The following is a 16,817-nucleotide window of genomic DNA, read 5'->3' on the forward strand; positions in this document are numbered from 1 at the left end:
TTATTTATAAAATGACAAACCTCTTTATTAGCTTAATACCGAATCATGACCGATTTTAATTCGGTGTAATCTTCAATAAATGCATCTGAAAACTCTCTGCCAATTCCTGAAGCTTTCACACCACCAAATGGAACTGATGGATCTAAGAACGTATGCATATTCACCCACAAGGTCCCTGCTTCAATCTTAGGAATTAAACGTAAGGCTTTAGACAGATCATTTGTCCAAATACTTGCAGTTAAACCAAAGCGTGACTGATTCATCAGCTGAATAAGTTCTTCATCAGTTTCAAACGGCATTACTCCGACTACTGGTCCAAAGGTCTCCTCTGAAAATAATGGATCATCAGTATTTTTGAAGGAAATCAAAGTTGGCTGTACAAAATATCCTGTCTGATCTAAAGCCTCACCACCTGCAATAATCTGGTTGTTGGCTTTTGCCATATCTAAATAATATTTCACTTTATGAAAGTGTGGCTGATTAGACAGTGGGCCAAACATACTTCCTTCATCCATAGCCGATCCAATTTTGAAACCAGAGAGTGCTTTGGATAGCTTTTCGACTAATTCATCATATTTTGTGTGATGTACAAAAAAACGCTCTGGAGATGCGCAAACTTGACCTTGATGCACAAAAGTTGCTTGCAACAAAGTTGGTAAAATCTCATCGATATTTGCATCAGCCAAGATGGCTATGGCATTTTTACCACCCAACTCTAGACTTACGCGGGTTAAATCACTGCTCATCGCGAGCTTACCAATGGCAATGCCTGTTGGTACTGAACCTGTAAATGAGACTTTCTTAACTAACGGCGATTCAATTAAATATTGTCCTGTATCCCCTTTACCCGTAACCACATTAATCACACCAGCTGGAATACCTGCCTCAATGGCAAGTTCGGCTAACCGTAATAAAGACAAGCTGGCAAACTCACTTGGCTTAAGCACAATGGTACAGCCAGTTGTTAAAGCTGACCCAATTTTCCAAACACCAATCATCAGTGAAAAATTCCAAGGCACGATGCCTGCGACTACACCAATCGGTTGTCTTAAAGTAAAGGCCGTATATTTTTCACCTTGTATTGATGGAATAGAAGGTTGCATGGTTTGGCCATTAATTTTGGTTGCCCACCCTGCAAAATATCTTAAGAAAATAACAGATTGTGCGACTTCAAGATGACGGGAAATATTGATGAGTTTTCCGGTAGATAACGACTCAAGCTGAGCAAGTTCTTCACCATATTGCTCAATTAAATCTGCTAACTTGTTTAGTTTAACGCCACGTTCATACGGCGTAGTTTCGGCCCAAGCATTTTGAAAAGCATGTTCAGCACTTTTCACGGCACTTTCGACATCGTGTTGACTACCAATACTAATTTGAGCAACAACTTGTTCAGTCGATGGATTTACAATATCTACTTTATCTAAATGCTCAGCAGCAACTAATTTTCCATCAATAAAATGTCCATGTTGACGTGCCATAAATTGCTGTACGCTTGCTAAAATCTGAACTTCACTCATTTTTATTTCTCTCAATTCACTTAAAAGGATCTATTAATAGATGTATTGCAGAATCAACTGCGCATACACATTGGTTTTGTCATCGTAGTTTTGAGTGCCGCCACTCTGGATATCCTGTTTAGGCTTATAGAGTCCAACCAACGGAATAACGTTAAGTTTTTTATTGACGGCCCAAACCGAGAACACATCCAGCTCATGTCCATCGACATTACTTAAAGACTTATTTACTGTTTTGAACTTATAGGCCAACGCACCTAACATAAAATTTTCTTTTAGATTCATACTGTAAGAGACTTGATGGATATCTGCATTTTTATTAAATGGGCCAGCATAATTTCCGGCAACTTCGCCCTGAAACCATGTGCCAAAACCGACCGTATTTCCATAAAACATGGGATCGTATTGGTCTGAAAAATGGCTAAAACGGTAACCTAATGAGGGCGTATATTTTGAAGATAAAAAGTTATAGTTCAGCCCTACATAACCTGCATTTTCTTGACTATCTTTTTTATCTTGAATAACAAACTCAGACTTAACTTGTAGCTCTGGTAAAGGTTGATAATTTAACCGCAAAGCATAATTTTTAAGGTCTTGTCGTCCTGAAACTTGTTCAGCATCTTTAAGGTCTAATACATTTAAGTAAGTAAACCCAACGCCCTTATCTTTAAGCTGATACATCAGATCAGTTACAAAGAGTTCAGATGAAAATTGTGCTTTATTATTCGATTTTAAATAAGCCAGTTTTAGCGTTGTATTCTCTTGCGGTTTGTACTGAAGCAAACTTGTAAAATCAAAGCTGCGTCGTGCTGCCAGATAATATGCCCCGCCTCGGTCTAAGGCACCATCTGCTGGAGGTTTGCCGAGATTTAATGCATCACCCGCAATGAAAAAACCATCACCAATCATGATATTTTGTCGACCAATACTTAAATCATAGGTAGTCAACTCATCTTTATTGGTACCGTCTTTAAAGCCAATGATCCATTCATTTACATCTGTTTTACGTTCTTTGCCATTACTATTTTGGCCTGCATCACCATCACCAAATGTTGCCGAGCTAATACCGCTCAAGCTTGCATATAGCTGATTGTTTTTAAAGGTATATTGACCCTTAGCACCATATTTAAGATGGCCTTCTTGCCAATTTATTCTTTCGTCATCTAGGTTTTCACCGTTGTAACTTTTACCGCTGCTAAAAGCCCCAAAAGTTGCTTCAAAAGTCGGTTTAATTTCAAGCTCACCAGCATGCACAGTTGAAAAAAATGAGACAAAGAGAGTCCCTCTCATCACTTGAGAAAGTAGAGTTTTCATACAGAATTCCTTTTTGCGAACGGCTTACCAGCGCTCAGGAATGGGTAACTTATTCGTTACCCATTCTGGCCCATGCACATTTTTAGTGATGGTCGTGCTGCGTGTTTTGCTTTTCTTCGCCCAAGTTTAAAGTCGGGGTGTTGTCAAAGAAGTTCCAAGGTTTGATGAGCGTATTGACCCACTCTGTAGGCATGATTGGCCATTCTTCAGCACGTGCCACATGGGTTGTACCAGTTGTCATCCACACCACAAGGTCTTTATTTTCAATATTTTCATTGTTGCCAATGAATTGTCCTAACCCTGTATCATGAGTAGAGCGGTTTGAATATTTACCTTCAGGGTAGCGTTCGTCTGGATTGTACTGAGTCACCCAAATTTGCTTATCCATAAAGTTCAAACGTTTAAATAACCATTCATCTTTAGAGAAATTAGCACCTTTCGCAACAGGGTGTGTGCCACCCGCAAACGGAATAAGTTGGTAAGAAACTGGATTACCTAATTTATTTTCCTTGTTGAAATTCGTGAGTAAGCGAATAGTGGATGGATCAAATTTTTCAGCCGCATTTTGCTCATTACTAATCACTTTACTATCAATTTGCATTGAGCTTGTACGAACACCACCTTTGTCATTGGCTTTCACCACAGGGTCCATATGCATAAAGCTGTTGTTTTCCCCGTCTACATCCATATCTAAGCGGAAGTTATAGATGTGTTGATGCGTTGTACCCACAATATTATGGTCAATTAAAGTTCCATATTTGGTGTCTTCTTTGGCGGTACTGTCATGCATGGTGCGTGATTTAACGCCTTTAACAGCTTCAATACCCGTTGCACCCGCGTTAATCCCAATTACACCATTTTGGGCAAATACCCAATCAAACATGTAATCATAGTTACCCACGGTACTAATCCAGCGCACAACAAGTTCACGGCGTGCTTCACTGGCATCTTGATTGCCAAAAATTTCGTGATGTTTATATTCAGGCCCAGCATAACGTTCAAATACAGCAATGGCATTTGGAATTACTTGTGGCTGGCCTTTGTAGTCTGCAATCACAGCATCAAGTAAAACCGCATTTTCTGGTGCATCAGTTCCCGGAATAATAGATGATGTGAGTGTTCCCATACCATATTCGCCAGAGTCCAAATAAGATTTGAAGTACCATCCAATATCAGGGTCACCATATGGGACCACCATTCCACCAAGGTTACCTTCATACATAACTTTACGCTTAACGCCTTTATCTTTATAGGTCACCGTTGAAAGCTGTAAGCCAACACGAGAATCTAACGCTACATGTAAACACCAGTTCCCCCAATGTATAGTTTGACCGGTAATACTAAAGTTTTTGCCCTCAGGTTCAGTAATATTGAGTGGTTTTAACTTACTTGCTACTGGCTTATTCGACATATAAGGTCGATTTGCCATTGGCACAGGAATGATCGCATCTTCTTCAATCTTAATAATTTTTTCTTTATCTAAATCAACTACAGCAACTAAATTTTCAATAGGATGCGCCCAGTAGTTACCATCACCGACATCGAGGTAAGCAACAACTTTTAATATATTGAGTTGTTTATCCAGTCCATCTTTACCACCAAAATATCCAACGGTCAGTGGTGTAGCAATCACTTTCTTCACATCTGTGATGCCGCGTTTGCGTAAAGCTTCCTGATATTCTTTACTTGTCTCAATTACGCGTTGTACGGCCTCAAAATTATCGAGCAACACCATTCCATGGGTGTCTTTAAGGACATTCCATTTGGTGACTTGTTGAGTGTTAAGATTAACTTCACCTTCAATCGCTTGATTGCCCTTTAACAAAATGAAAGATGCAATTCGAGCGTCTTTAAATTCTTTGTGATTGATAAAGTAATCCCAAACTTTGGCTTTTTCTGGTTCTTTTAACTTTAACTCGGCAAAACGCATATTTTTATAGGCGTATTTCGAGCGATTAATGACATCAAATGCCTTTTTAATTTCGTCAGAATTTAAACTATTAAGAGGATGAAAGGTATTTTCAACTTTAAAAGTTTGATCTAAACCAGACTGAAATACTTCATTAAAAAAGTCTTTTCCAATAACAGGTTTACCATCTTTAATTAATAAAGGCACGCTGAGCTTGAAAGGTTTGCCATTCACCAAAACCTGATCTGAATTGGGTTTGGCTCGAACCACCATAGAACCTTTGGTGATCATATAAGTATTGGTAAAATCATCTTTTACAACTTTGGCGCCCTGCTCACTCATGTTTTGATAAAGTGAGACCATTTCGGCCTTTCCACCATGAGCATAAGCTTGAGTATTTAATCCCCAAAAGCTAGCAGCTATTGATAAGTTAAGTGCCAATATTTTTTGTATGTCATTCAATAATCGTTGTTTACGCATTGGTTTCATCCTTTTCATCTATCCCTGAACTATCTGAATCAGACAGTTAAAAATGCACTTCCATGTGAGTGAAATTCATTAGACCAACTTAATAGTTCTATAGTTATTAAGCTTATCTAACCTGCTCTAATGAATTTAATTTCAACACAGTTACATAGGGCTAGCTTGTTCAGGAATGACCCAGAACTTGTCTAAAAATGACATCAAGAGATGAAAGGTTTAAGCCGACATACCCTCTCTAAATTCTTTAGGAGAAATACCATAAGTCTTCTTAAATATTTTTGAAAAATGCGCGCCATCCCAGAAGCCCCATTTCAAAGCAATTTGGGTAATCGAGCTTTGTTTATTTCTTTTATCGAGTAAATCTGCTTTTACTTTTTCTAAACGTTTGAGCTGTATATATTTGTTAATCGATAAATTTTCTTGAAGAAACAGACGATAGAGATGACGTAGCGATACCCCAATATGTTCTGCAATTAATTTAGGTGTTAAATCCGGTTTTGCTAAGTTTTCTATAATATAGCGCTCGGCTTTTTCCATCAGATTATTTGAGCTATTAATATTTTTATAATTAATTGTGGGCTTGATTAAAGCAATTAGAGCATCTTCAAAAGCATTACCATCTTCGGTTGCATACCAGAGTTTAATATTTTCAGCAGACATGTTTTTCAAAATATTCTTGAGTAAAAAACCACTCATATTTTGAGTAATCAGTTTTCCAAAATATTCAGTACTAATATTTTCTTTAAGTAATTTTTCACGGGACAAATGCACTGAAATCTGGCTAACTAACCCTTGCGGGTACATCGAAATGGTTTCGACCGGATCGACCAACACAATATCGCCTTCATTCAGGCTTAGCGTTTCATTTTTATACTCGAGCAGCATTTTTCCCGAATACTGCAAAATCAAAAAACAAAAACGATTATTCACTCGATCGATTTCATCGGCTTTTCGGACAATCTTATTTGCATTATTTCTAATGAACGCAATTTCGGTATCGCCCAATAAAAAGCATTGAACTTCCCCAATGAATAAATTACGGGTGCCGTCAAAATCTGTTTCAAAATTTCCGCAAACATTCTTGATATGGTGTGTCCAATTCAACAATGCATCACTTACATATTGGTTCATCCCTTACCTCTCTATACACGTGCCACCGCGAAATATTTTCTTTCGCTGTAGTTCACTGTCTTGGCTTATTTGCAATCATGTTTTATTGATAAACAAATTGTGTGCCAAAAATTCCTTATCCTTGGAATTCTTTTGATTATAGTCAGCTAGATGTAAAGAAGCTGATAAATCAATTCAATTTATCAGCTTAATGAGGCTTATGCTACTCCTGCAAAGTCTCGCAGCATGGTAATAAAAATATCCTTTTGTTCCTCAGAATATTTTTTAAACACTTCATTTTGGTGGCTATCGGCAATATCAAACAAATACTGCGCCGTTTGTTTACCTTTCTCAGTCAGTGCGTACAAATTATCGTGATCAACCAGCAATCCTTCAAATTTTAAAATTTCAGCCGATCTCTCTACCTCTTGCATTGGCATGGCAATATCTCGTGGTAAATCTTCTTTAGTTGAAGCAGTACCACTGGCCAAAACCAGCAACAGCCGTGATTCACTGGTACGGAACCCAGAAGCCATTTGCTTAGGAATATAGTCAGTCTGATAAGCTTTAAAAGCACGACTCATCAAGTAGCAGACATTATTATATAAGTGACCATAATGTGTTTGATCTACGCCATTTTCTTCAGTTTGTTTCACTTGAAGGCTTGGATGCGGCATGACACAAGAATATGCGCCTTGATGATAAACTAACGGGCTTCGACCTTGGTCATGAAAACGAACCACTTTACCAACAATAATCCAGTGGTCACCGCCTTCAATCACTTGATAACGTTCGCACTCAAACACCGCAGAACAATTTTCTAAAATTGGTGCGCTTCCTGCACCAAGTTGAAAGTTCGTGTCTGCAAATTTATCAATATTACGTCTTGAAAACTTATTAGACAGCTCAATTTGCGTGCCCGATAAAATATTGACGGCAAAATGTGTCGCTTCTTCAAATACCGAAAAACTTGAAGACTTTTTATCAATACTCCACAAAATAAGTGGTGGATCGAGTGACACCGAGTTAAAACTATTTGCGGTGACCCCAACTTTCTCGCCTTGTGCATTTTGTGCAGTAACAATGGTAACGCCTGTTGCAAAATTTCCTAATGCTCGTCGGAACTGTAGTGGATCAACCGTAAACTCATCTATTTGTTGTAATACATTCATCATCTTTCTCCTAAACCTTCTCTTACATCCATATAAATTGCGAGAGCATTAGATATCTAAAACTAACCTCGGTGTTTTAGAGCGCGAACAGCACACCAATATTTGCTCATTGCTGGCTTTTTCTTCATCAGTAAAATAAACATCTCGATGATCAGGTTCGCCTTCAATCACATCACACATACAGGTTCCGCATACGCCTTGCTCGCAAGACATTTCAATCTCGATACCTTCTTTAGCCAAAGCCTGCAAAATAGTTTCGCCAGCCTCTACCATAATGATTTTTCCACTACGCTCAGCCACCACCTCAAATGAATCTCCAGATGTATCGGTTTCGACTTGAAAGTATTCTTTGTGAATTTGTTGCTCAGGAAAATCGTGAGTCGTGGCAAGGTTAATCACCCAGTCCATGAAACCGACTGGACCACACGTGTAAATATGGCTTTCAAGATCAATATCTTTAATGGCAGATTCAAAAAACGCTCTGTGGCTTGCACCTTCGGATTTAAAATGGAAGGTTGTGTATTTTGCTAACTCACCATTTTTAATTTCATCAACAAAAGCACAGTTTTCAGGGCTAGCACCACAGTAGTGAAGCTCAAAGGATGTGCCTTCAGAGGCAAGTTGATATGCCATTGTGATTAACGGCGTAATTCCAATTCCACCACCAATCAATACACTATGTTTGGCTTTTAAAAGTGGAAATAAATTCTTTGGCTCGCTGACCTGAATTTGCATGCCATCTTTGATTTCATCAAAAGCCGAGACGGATCCACCACGTGATTCAGGGTCACGCAAAATTCCGAGGCGGAACTTACCTTCGTCATTTGGATTTTGGCAAAGTGAATATTGGCGTACCATGCCATTCGGTAAGTGCACATCAATATGCGCACCCGCTTCAACTTTTGGCAATGTTGCAGAAGTTGCAGATTCAAATTCCATAACTGCAATATTTCCACCTTCAACATGGCGATTTTTAACGACAACATCATAAAGTGTAGTCATGATTCAACTCCCTTTTCATGCTTAAGCTCATGGCTTAGCGCATGAATAAACCACCGTTAATATCCCATGTTGCACCAGTCACAAACCCCGCATTTGGACTCGCGAGCAACCCACAAGTTTCAGCAATAAAATGCATACTTCCTAAAGCTTTAACAGGAATATTTTGGATGAACTGTTCCATTTTTTCGTCTGACACCACACTATGAACGATGGGTGATTCCATCGGTCCCGGTGCAATGGCATTGACTGTTACACCTTTTGCCGCAAACTCTTTGGCAAAAATCTTGGTTAAAGTCACAATCGCACCTTTGGTTGCCGCATAGTGTGCACCCGTTGCCGTGCCACCGTTTTGCCCTGCTAAAGACGCCATATTAATGATGCGTCCATAGCCTTTCTTAGCCATATATTGGCCAATAATTTGACAAGCCTGAAAAGTGCCACGTTGGTTGACTTGGGTCACCCAATCAAAATCGGCTGCGGTAATTTCTAATACCGGAGTTGCCTTGGTGACAGTGGCATTGTTAATCAACACATCAAGTTTAGAAAATTTCTCTTCAATCCATTGCACCACGGCATGAAAATCTGCTTCGACTGAAATATCTAATTTCACTGGAAACATATTTTGTGCATATTGACTTTGTGCCTTGGCGTTTTCGGCTTTTTCAAGCGTACTTGCTGACAAAATCACTTGATGGCCTTGGCTCGCAAAATATTCAGCAATGACATTACCGAGTCCAGAAGCAGCACCTGTCACTAAAACAACTTGTTTCATGTTACCGCTCCTAAAGAATGTAACTAATACCAGCTAAGGTATCGGTTGAATTAACCAAGTTAATGATTTTACGATTAATTTTAAAACCTGTAGCCGCATCACGCGTCAAATGATAAGTAATATCTGCGGTGTAATGCTTGAGGTTTTCTTTACGGAACTCACGTAAGTTTTGAGCACAACGCAAAACAATTTCATTATCTTGGTCTTGAATCACTCGTACACGAGAAATGCTACGCACTGTATTTGCTTTAGGCGCTGTAGAAATCGCTTCACCATTTTCAAGACGCTCTACACGTAAAGTGCGCATATGGTTATCGTCATAGGCATAATTTAAATTGTTTTCGTAGTCAGTGAGATTTGGGTCAATTGGAATGATATAAATACCCTTTTCATTCCATAAATTGAGCCATTCACGGTATTCACTGTGGTCTAACATATCTGCTTCAGCCCAGATGAAAGCAGTGACTTCATTTAATAATTGTAGATTCATATTCATTGCTCTCTCCTTAAGCCTTCATCATCTTTTTCCACTGCTGATATGCTGCACGCATACCTGTTTCAGCACTGACATCACTTTTTAAGCCATCTTCAGTTTTAACTTCACCTGGTAAACCGCGGTTCAACATGATCCATAAATCATTGCCTGCATTGGCGCCGTGTTGTACACGCTCCCAAGCTTCCGAGTCATCTGGTGTACCAAAACCAAATGGGCCTTGGAAATGTTCATGCAAACGTAAGCGATATTGGTTGGCAATTTGCGGACCACCATCCATCGTAATCACCGAGTGATGAATTTCTGTTTCAGCAACTGAAATTGGCTGCAACACACGGAAGAACGCCATTGAACATGCAATATTCGGGAATAAATTTAAGTTAAAGCCAGAACCACCAACTGCACGCACAATACGGCGCACTTCTAATTCTTCATGGCCTTCGTCGCGCAAAGCTTGAGCTAAGTCTTCAAAACGTTCCTGAATTGGACGTTCCATTAATTCTTCATCTAGATCGACCAATTCAGGAATCATCACCATCACACTGTGACCATTTCCTAAATCTTCAACAAAACCCGGCTGGTTTTCAAAGTTAAAGAGTTCTTCGGTTTTTTCATCGACAGAACTTAAGAATGATTTGTGTACCAATGGGAAGTGATATGCATCGGTGGTATTTTCAAGCTGAATTTTCCAGTTACCAGGGAACCGGAAACGATGCTCACCCAACACTTTAATTGGATAACCCGCACCTTGTTTCATAAACAGGTCAATCCATTTTTTTGCAGGTCCAAGGAACTCTTCAAGCGGTTGAATGTCTTCCTTAAATGAAGCGAAAATCATGCCGTTATATTCTTCTACACGTAGACTCACCAAAGGTAGTTCAGACTTATCTAAACAATCGCCGTAGCTTTCCGGAGATGGCACACCACGTAAGCTACCATCAAGCGCATAACTCCAACCGTGGTACGGACATACAAAACTATTTGTTTTTCCTTTTTTATGTTCACATACGGTTGCTGCACGGTGACGGCAACGGTTTAAAAGTACATGGACTTTCTTTTTACGGTCACGTACCGCAACAACAGGTTGTTTACCGATGTTAATGGTTTTATAGCTTCCGCCTTCCGGAATTTCGCTGGCATGAGCAACCCACACCCAAGTGCTATAAAAGATTTTTTCCATTTCTTCATCAAAAATGCGTTCATCTTTATAAAGAGAGGTATGGGCACGGTCACTTTGAACCAAAGCATCGTAATCAGTGCCAATGTTATGTGTTGGGATAATACTGTTCATATCAATAGTCCTTTTAAATATGTCCTGGGTCATTCCTGGGAAGGTACCGGCAGTTCGGCTTCACTGTGCCAATGCGATACGGGACGACTGAAAATATTCTGTGTTTGGAAATGTTTAATCTTCCATGTTCCATCTGCTTGCTTTTGAAACTTCACGTTGAGCTTTGCTGCATTCAAATGACTACGGCCATCTTTAAACGTTGAGGTTTGCAACATAAGCCATGAAGCATCTGCATCATTTTGATTTACATAAATTTGTTCTGAATTTACAAAGTGTGCATTCATGACAAAGTGAGACTCTTTTTGGGTGTAGCTTTTAAACATGTCGTAAATCGACTGCCAAGAATCATATCGACCAAACGATTTGGCATATTTCTCGCCAATACCTTCCCAAATACAGTCTTGATCAAAAAGATTCATGAGTTGATCAAGATCTGTATTTGCATTGAGCTCGTCGCAGATTTCCATATAACGGTTCAGGCAATTACGAATAGCGTTGTGCGCTTCTAACTGTTCTAGCCGCTCTATGATTTCTGCAATATTCACTTTGTCAGTCATTGCGGTCGCCTTAACGTTGGATAATCAGTTCACGCCCAACACGAGCTTCAACTTTGCAATATTTCCAAAGTTTGTAGGGACCTTCACCCACCACCGTAGTTCTAAACAAGTTACAAGCCGCATGTACGGTTTCAATATCCGGAACATCTGCAAGCAAGTACGTTGTCCAAGGCCAACCTGCACTTGGGCCAACCATGCTTTGGTCATCATCAAGATTTCCAAAAACATGCACACCCGGTAAGTCATGAATGCCATTCCACATTTCACCAAACGCTGCCCAAACCGCTTTTGCTTCAGCAGGTTCTGCATCAAAAAAGTTTTGGTTAATACCCATGCAGAATAAAACACGTAATGATTTTTTAGCTTCCATCTCAATATCCTTTTTAAAAATTAAAAACTTATAAATAACCTGGGGTTGGCTTTAACCCGAAACTGATTGATCCTGCATTTTGTAATGTTGCATCGCCCATAAAGGCATGCTGAGTCACCACGTTGGTGTCGTTTACAAAACGGCTAAATGGATTGTTGGTATAGATCGCTGTCATACCCGCGAGCATTTGCATTTTTCGGGTGACTTTGGCGCAAACTCGCGCTGCATGGGTACATGCCAAACGCATATCGCTAATTTGTTCAGCACTAGCTTCACGTCCAGCAATAATTTCATGCCATACAATGTCCATGGTTTGATAAAACCAAGATTTTGCAGCCTGAAACTCTGCATCAGCTTGAGCAAACTCATATTGAGTCACTGGGCGGTTTGCAATTTCTGACCCGCCCGTAATAGATGCTTTACCCGGTGCTAATTTTTCAAATTCTTCTAATGCAGCAGCTGCAACGCCAATACCCACAACGGTTAATACTTGAGTCGCTAAAGACAGTGACGGATATTTAAAAAATGGTTCGCTTAGTTTTGAAGGTTCACCACGTACAAAGGTCCATTTCTTTTCGACCAATACATCTTCGACGACTAAGTCATGACTTCCTGTACCTTTTAGGCCAACGGTGTCCCAAGTCATTTCAATTTTGGCTTTTTTGGCAGGCATCACTGCCATGCGTGGTAAGCCCTGCATTTCATTATTTTTAAGTGGTGAAATTCCTACCCCAACAATGTCAGCTCCCATACAGCCGCTTGAAAATTTCCAACGTCCACGAACCACTACACCTTCATCGGTAATTTCAGCAGGCTGCGGTGGAAAGATACCTCCAGCAAACACCACATCTGGTCCGTTTTGGTACAATTCTTTAAGTGTATCTTCAGGCAAACTTCCCAAATACGCAGGACTCATACCGAAACTAGCCACCCAACCTACTGAACCATCAGCTTTAGATAAAGTTTCGATCAATTCACAAAACTGTCGTGGTGACCATTCTTCACCGCCAAAACGTTTTGGAACTAATGCACGGTAAACACCGATTTGCTTAAGCTTTTCGATAACGTCTTGGCTCACATAAGCCTGATTATCAAACTCACCTGTACAGGCACGCTCACGAATTTCTTGACACAAAGCGTCTAAGTCAACTGCTTTGTCTTGAGAAGTAAACTCCATTTTAGATAACTTATTCATCATCTAACTCCTTGTAATTTATTGCATTGCATCAACACAAAATTTAGCTATTGCGCATAATTGCTCATCTTTTTGATGCTTCGATACGATCTGTAAGCCCACAGGTAAACCTTCACTGGTTTCAAGTGGCACTGAAATGGCGGGATGTCCTGATAAATTAAATGGACGAACTAAAGCCGTCAGATTCAAAAAAGCGACTGTATTTCCAGCTTCAGTAACTTTTGGTGGAATTTGCGGAAGTGTTGGTAAAATCAATGCGTCATATTTTTCTAATAAAGCATCGAGTTCCTGAGTTAGCTGCTGCTTCACAACTTCGGCTTGCTTTACTTGCTCTAAGGTAGTTTCAGCAGCTTTTAACAGGCGGTTATTTACATCAGGACCAATTAAACCTGTTTTGGTTAACTCACCAAAAGCTTGCCAGTTTTCATAATTAATAATCTGCATGCCTGCGTCATAAGCCGCGTCAAAATGTTCAACTTTTTCTGAAGTGGTCTGTAAATTCGCTTTTTGAAGCACTTGATGAATACAGTTCCAAATAACGTCATCTGCTTTTACATCAAGAACAGCAAGTTTTGGTGTGCTAGTACATTCAGTAGGCTTGAAAGTTGGGTCAATAATTTGCATAGCTTTTTCAATCATTTCGACTGAACTTGCAAAAGGACCCACGCAATCTAAAGAACTTGACGGCGGATATACGCCTTTTCGACTTACACGACCAAAAGTCGGTTTTAAACCAAAAACTCCACAGCATGCAGCGGGCATACGAATAGAGCCACCCGTGTCGGTACCTAAAGTAAAGTCAGCTTGTTTTGCTGCAATAGCCGCAGCCGAACCACTTGAAGACCCACCAGGAATAAGTTCAGGATATTTTGGATTAATGGGTGTACCAAAAGCGTGGTTAATGCCAGTAATTCCAAAAGCGAATTCGTGCAAATTTGTTTTCGCAATAATTTCACAATCTGCTTTTAAAATGTTTTTAACGACCTCAGCATCATCCTGAGCAGGTTCAACATCTAATAAAGCTCGACTGCCAGCAATGGTTTTTAGACCCTGAATATCAATCGTATCTTTGACCATCACCTTGAGCTTGCCACTTCCTTTGTGCACGCTTTGGCTAACAATATTCATTCACTTTTCCATGTATTTTTATCTATTGATTAAAATATGGGAAAATTTAATGGAATTGTCAAGTATTTTTTATAATTTGTACTCAAGGAAATATACAAAATTTTGTTTATAATAGGATTACCCTTTTTTCCTAAGTTATTGCTTAGCTATGCTTGATCATTTAGAACAATTTCTTCCTAATAAAGAACCGTCGAGTATTCAAAACTTCCCTTTTTTTTGGATTTCCCAAGTTAATGGAAAGTATTCACAACTTATTGAAAAATCAATAAAAAAATTAGGTATTGATAATACACGCCGTAAAATTATTTTAAGTACCAATGCCCTTGGAGAAGCAAGTATTACCGATATTGCTAATCTTTCTACTTTAAAATTAACCACTGCAACCAAGGCTGTATATCGGTTAGTTGAAGATGAAATTGTTGAAGTCTACTCTTCTACTTCAGATGAACGGATCTCAATGGTGAAATTGACAGCTAAAGGTGTTGAGCTGGTTGAACAGATTAATCAGATTAGTGTTGTGACCTTGGCTGGTATTTTGAATGCTTTTTCAGAAGATGAGCTCCACAATCTAAATAACCAGTTGAAGAAATTATTTGATCTTATGCCTTCAAGCTAACTGAGGTCTCTTATTCATCTTGTTTTAAACATGAAAGAGTAAGCAGAAAACCGATATGATCTTCTGCTTATTTTTTTAAAAATTATTAATATTTATCAAAAATTTAAAATCATAAAACATCATTTTCTTCCTACAAATCATAATAATTTATAAATTTTCTGATTGTTTAAATACCTATTAGGTATCCAAACATACTTAATAAGTAATGGAATTTTACATATAAAAAGAAAATAATATTTCCATCATATAGGAATTCTAACCCTCTTCTTTAACTATCTTTGTCTGTATATGCAGTTTGTATGTAAGGCAATTCTTCAATCAAACAGGTTATTTATTTTTCAAAAGTTATTGGGGGGACACCAAACTATCTTTTAGGAAATATAGATAGCCGAGATTCAACTTCTCTAAAAGAGTTTTATACATAAGGATTAAGTGTATGAACCAAAGTAATATTGCTGTTGAAAGGACACAAAAGAAAACCAATGCATATGCATGGTACGTGGTCATCCTTTGTATGTTGGCCTATATATTTTCATTTATTGATCGCCAAATTCTAGCTCTCATGATCGAGCCGATTAAAGCCGATCTTCAACTTTCAGATACCCAGTTTAGCTTATTACATGGCCTTGCCTTTTCACTGTTTTACGCCGTCATGGGCTTACCTTTAGCCTATATTGCCGACCGTTTTTCACGCCCAAAGCTTATCTCAATCGGTATTATTGTCTGGAGTTTGGCAACAGCCACGTGTGGTTTAAGTAAAAATTTTATTCAACTATTTTTAAGTCGTATGGCTGTTGGTGTAGGCGAAGCTGCTTTATCTCCAGCCGCTTACTCGATGTTTAGCGACATGTTTAGTAAGGACAAGCTAGGTCGCGCTGTCGGGATCTATTCTGTTGGAGCGTTTTTAGGTGGCGGTATTGCCTTTTTAGTCGGCGGTTATGTCATTAATTTACTTAAAGGCGTGACTTTAATTCAAGTTCCTTTATTAGGCGCACTTAAGGCATGGCAAATCGCTTTTTTAGTGGTGGGTTTACCCGGCATCATTATTGGTTTGTTATTCATCCTGACAGTTAAAGACCCAGCACGTAAAGGACAGCAGCTCAACCAAAACGGGCAAGTTGACCAAGTTAAATTCACACAATGTCTTCAGTTTATTAAAAAGCATTCGAAAACCTTTGCCTGTCACTATTTAGGTTTTACCTTCTATGCTATGGCGCTCTACAGTCTTACTAGTTGGACACCCGCATTTTATATCCGAAAGTTTCAACTCGCTCCAACAGAAACAGGTTACATGCTCGGTACCATCCTGTTAATTGCAAATACATTAGGGGTGTTTTGTGCAGGTTGGTTAAATGATTGGTTTATCAAAAAAGGACGCCAAGATGCTCCGATGATTACAGGTGTGATTGGTATTGTTGGTCTTATTATTCCAATTTCATTTTTTACTCAAACGGACCAACTCTGGCTTTCAGTGAGCCTACTCATTCCAGCAATGTTCTTTGCATCGTTCCCTCTGGTGATTTCCGCAACAGCCTTACAAATGTTAGCGCCAAATCAATTTAGAGCACGTCTTTCCGCTCTCTTCCTTTTGATCAGTAACTTAATTGGGCTTGGTATTGGCACAACATTGGTGGCAATCATTACAGATAAAGTTTTTGCTAATCCTTTAATGGTTGGCTCATCTTTATCTATTGTCGGTGGGTTCTCTTGTGTGCTGGCTTTAATTTTACTTTTCAAAGGCTGCAAATTCTTTAGTGAAAGTATGAAGCTTGAAAAATTAAATTAATTGAAGAAATCACCCGCTATTTAACAGTGCTCCCTTTAAGAACTTAGGGAGTACTACACAAATATTTCACAATACGTAATGCCTAGGACCGGCGCATCTATT

15 protein-coding genes are annotated in these 16,817 nt (G+C 39.1%); 2 read left to right on the top strand and 13 right to left on the bottom strand.

Going from position 1 to position 16,817, the window contains the following annotated elements:
* Positions 1-32: 32 nt before the first annotated feature.
* The 13 genes from ASF86_RS05895 to ASF86_RS05955 form a co-directional block, all read right to left on the bottom strand.
* Complete coding sequence (locus ASF86_RS05895; RefSeq protein WP_056480416.1) at positions 33-1,520, bottom strand: NAD-dependent phenylacetaldehyde dehydrogenase; 1,488 nt, start codon at positions 1,518-1,520, stop codon at positions 33-35.
* Between the two features lie 33 nt (positions 1,521-1,553).
* A complete protein-coding gene (locus ASF86_RS05900) occupies positions 1,554-2,771 on the bottom strand; it encodes a hypothetical protein (protein WP_081407640.1) in 1,218 nt (405 codons plus the stop codon).
* Between the two features lie 142 nt (positions 2,772-2,913).
* The gene (gene tynA / locus ASF86_RS05905) at positions 2,914-5,229 is read right to left on the bottom strand and encodes a primary-amine oxidase (protein WP_081407563.1); all 2,316 of its coding nucleotides are present in this window, start codon (positions 5,227-5,229) and stop codon (positions 2,914-2,916) included.
* A gap of 210 nt (positions 5,230-5,439) precedes the next feature.
* A complete protein-coding gene (gene feaR / locus ASF86_RS05910; protein WP_005040201.1) occupies positions 5,440-6,354 on the bottom strand; it encodes a transcriptional regulator FeaR in 915 nt (304 codons plus the stop codon).
* Between the two features lie 197 nt (positions 6,355-6,551).
* A complete protein-coding gene (locus ASF86_RS05915; protein WP_081407564.1) occupies positions 6,552-7,508 on the bottom strand; it encodes a p-hydroxyphenylacetate 3-hydroxylase reductase component in 957 nt (318 codons plus the stop codon).
* A gap of 45 nt (positions 7,509-7,553) precedes the next feature.
* Positions 7,554-8,507 (bottom strand): PDR/VanB family oxidoreductase, encoded by a 954-nt coding sequence (locus tag ASF86_RS05920; protein WP_005040199.1) that lies wholly within the window; start codon positions 8,505-8,507, stop codon positions 7,554-7,556.
* A 34-nt stretch (positions 8,508-8,541) separates the two neighbouring features.
* Positions 8,542-9,279 carry an SDR family NAD(P)-dependent oxidoreductase gene (locus tag ASF86_RS05925; protein WP_056480427.1) on the bottom strand — a complete coding sequence of 246 codons (738 nt, stop codon included), beginning with the start codon at positions 9,277-9,279 and terminating at the stop codon, positions 8,542-8,544.
* Between the two features lie 10 nt (positions 9,280-9,289).
* Positions 9,290-9,775 (bottom strand): aromatic-ring-hydroxylating dioxygenase subunit beta, encoded by a 486-nt coding sequence (locus tag ASF86_RS05930; RefSeq protein WP_056480428.1) that lies wholly within the window; start codon positions 9,773-9,775, stop codon positions 9,290-9,292.
* Positions 9,776-9,785: 10 nt separating this feature from the next.
* Positions 9,786-11,063 (bottom strand): aromatic ring-hydroxylating oxygenase subunit alpha, encoded by a 1,278-nt coding sequence (locus ASF86_RS05935; RefSeq protein WP_056480429.1) that lies wholly within the window; start codon positions 11,061-11,063, stop codon positions 9,786-9,788.
* A gap of 29 nt (positions 11,064-11,092) precedes the next feature.
* Positions 11,093-11,620 carry a nuclear transport factor 2 family protein gene (locus ASF86_RS05940; protein ID WP_056480431.1) on the bottom strand — a complete coding sequence of 176 codons (528 nt, stop codon included), beginning with the start codon at positions 11,618-11,620 and terminating at the stop codon, positions 11,093-11,095.
* Between the two features lie 10 nt (positions 11,621-11,630).
* Entirely contained in the window at positions 11,631-11,990 is a 360-nt protein-coding gene (locus ASF86_RS05945; RefSeq protein WP_000387554.1) for a hypothetical protein, read from the bottom strand.
* Between the two features lie 28 nt (positions 11,991-12,018).
* Positions 12,019-13,167, bottom strand: a complete 1,149-nt coding sequence (locus ASF86_RS05950; RefSeq protein ID WP_081407641.1) for an acyl-CoA dehydrogenase family protein — start codon at positions 13,165-13,167, stop codon at positions 12,019-12,021.
* A gap of 36 nt (positions 13,168-13,203) precedes the next feature.
* Positions 13,204-14,313 carry an amidase gene (locus ASF86_RS05955; RefSeq protein ID WP_056480437.1) on the bottom strand — a complete coding sequence of 370 codons (1,110 nt, stop codon included), beginning with the start codon at positions 14,311-14,313 and terminating at the stop codon, positions 13,204-13,206.
* A gap of 148 nt (positions 14,314-14,461) precedes the next feature.
* Between ASF86_RS05955 and ASF86_RS05960 the strand changes: the two genes are divergently transcribed.
* Positions 14,462-14,929, top strand: a complete 468-nt coding sequence (locus ASF86_RS05960) for a MarR family winged helix-turn-helix transcriptional regulator (RefSeq protein ID WP_004642999.1) — start codon at positions 14,462-14,464, stop codon at positions 14,927-14,929.
* A gap of 436 nt (positions 14,930-15,365) precedes the next feature.
* Positions 15,366-16,715, top strand: coding sequence for a spinster family MFS transporter (locus tag ASF86_RS05965; protein ID WP_045431323.1), 1,350 nt, complete (start codon positions 15,366-15,368; stop codon positions 16,713-16,715).
* Positions 16,716-16,817: the final 102 nt, after the last annotated feature.

Source organism: Acinetobacter sp. Leaf130 (assembly GCF_001423205.1).
GTDB classification, from domain to species: domain Bacteria; phylum Pseudomonadota; class Gammaproteobacteria; order Pseudomonadales; family Moraxellaceae; genus Acinetobacter; species Acinetobacter calcoaceticus.

What these genes read in the sequence shown, in the direction of transcription:
- ASF86_RS05895 (WP_056480416.1), bottom strand. Translation starts at nt 1,520, where the DNA reads ATGAGTGAAGTTCAGATTTTAGCAAGCGTACAGCAATTTATGGCACGT.
- tynA (WP_081407563.1), bottom strand. Translation starts at nt 5,229, where the DNA reads ATGAAACCAATGCGTAAACAACGATTATTGAATGACATACAAAAAATA.
- feaR (WP_005040201.1), bottom strand. Translation starts at nt 6,354, where the DNA reads ATGAACCAATATGTAAGTGATGCATTGTTGAATTGGACACACCATATC.
- ASF86_RS05915 (WP_081407564.1), bottom strand. Translation starts at nt 7,508, where the DNA reads ATGATGAATGTATTACAACAAATAGATGAGTTTACGGTTGATCCACTA.
- ASF86_RS05920 (WP_005040199.1), bottom strand. Translation starts at nt 8,507, where the DNA reads ATGACTACACTTTATGATGTTGTCGTTAAAAATCGCCATGTTGAAGGT.
- ASF86_RS05925 (WP_056480427.1), bottom strand. Translation starts at nt 9,279, where the DNA reads ATGAAACAAGTTGTTTTAGTGACAGGTGCTGCTTCTGGACTCGGTAAT.
- ASF86_RS05930 (WP_056480428.1), bottom strand. Translation starts at nt 9,775, where the DNA reads ATGAATATGAATCTACAATTATTAAATGAAGTCACTGCTTTCATCTGG.
- ASF86_RS05935 (WP_056480429.1), bottom strand. Translation starts at nt 11,063, where the DNA reads ATGAACAGTATTATCCCAACACATAACATTGGCACTGATTACGATGCT.
- ASF86_RS05940 (WP_056480431.1), bottom strand. Translation starts at nt 11,620, where the DNA reads ATGACTGACAAAGTGAATATTGCAGAAATCATAGAGCGGCTAGAACAG.
- ASF86_RS05945 (WP_000387554.1), bottom strand. Translation starts at nt 11,990, where the DNA reads ATGGAAGCTAAAAAATCATTACGTGTTTTATTCTGCATGGGTATTAAC.
- ASF86_RS05950 (WP_081407641.1), bottom strand. Translation starts at nt 13,167, where the DNA reads ATGGAGTTTACTTCTCAAGACAAAGCAGTTGACTTAGACGCTTTGTGT.
- ASF86_RS05955 (WP_056480437.1), bottom strand. Translation starts at nt 14,313, where the DNA reads ATGAATATTGTTAGCCAAAGCGTGCACAAAGGAAGTGGCAAGCTCAAG.
- ASF86_RS05960 (WP_004642999.1), top strand. Translation starts at nt 14,462, where the DNA reads ATGCTTGATCATTTAGAACAATTTCTTCCTAATAAAGAACCGTCGAGT.
- ASF86_RS05965 (WP_045431323.1), top strand. Translation starts at nt 15,366, where the DNA reads ATGAACCAAAGTAATATTGCTGTTGAAAGGACACAAAAGAAAACCAAT.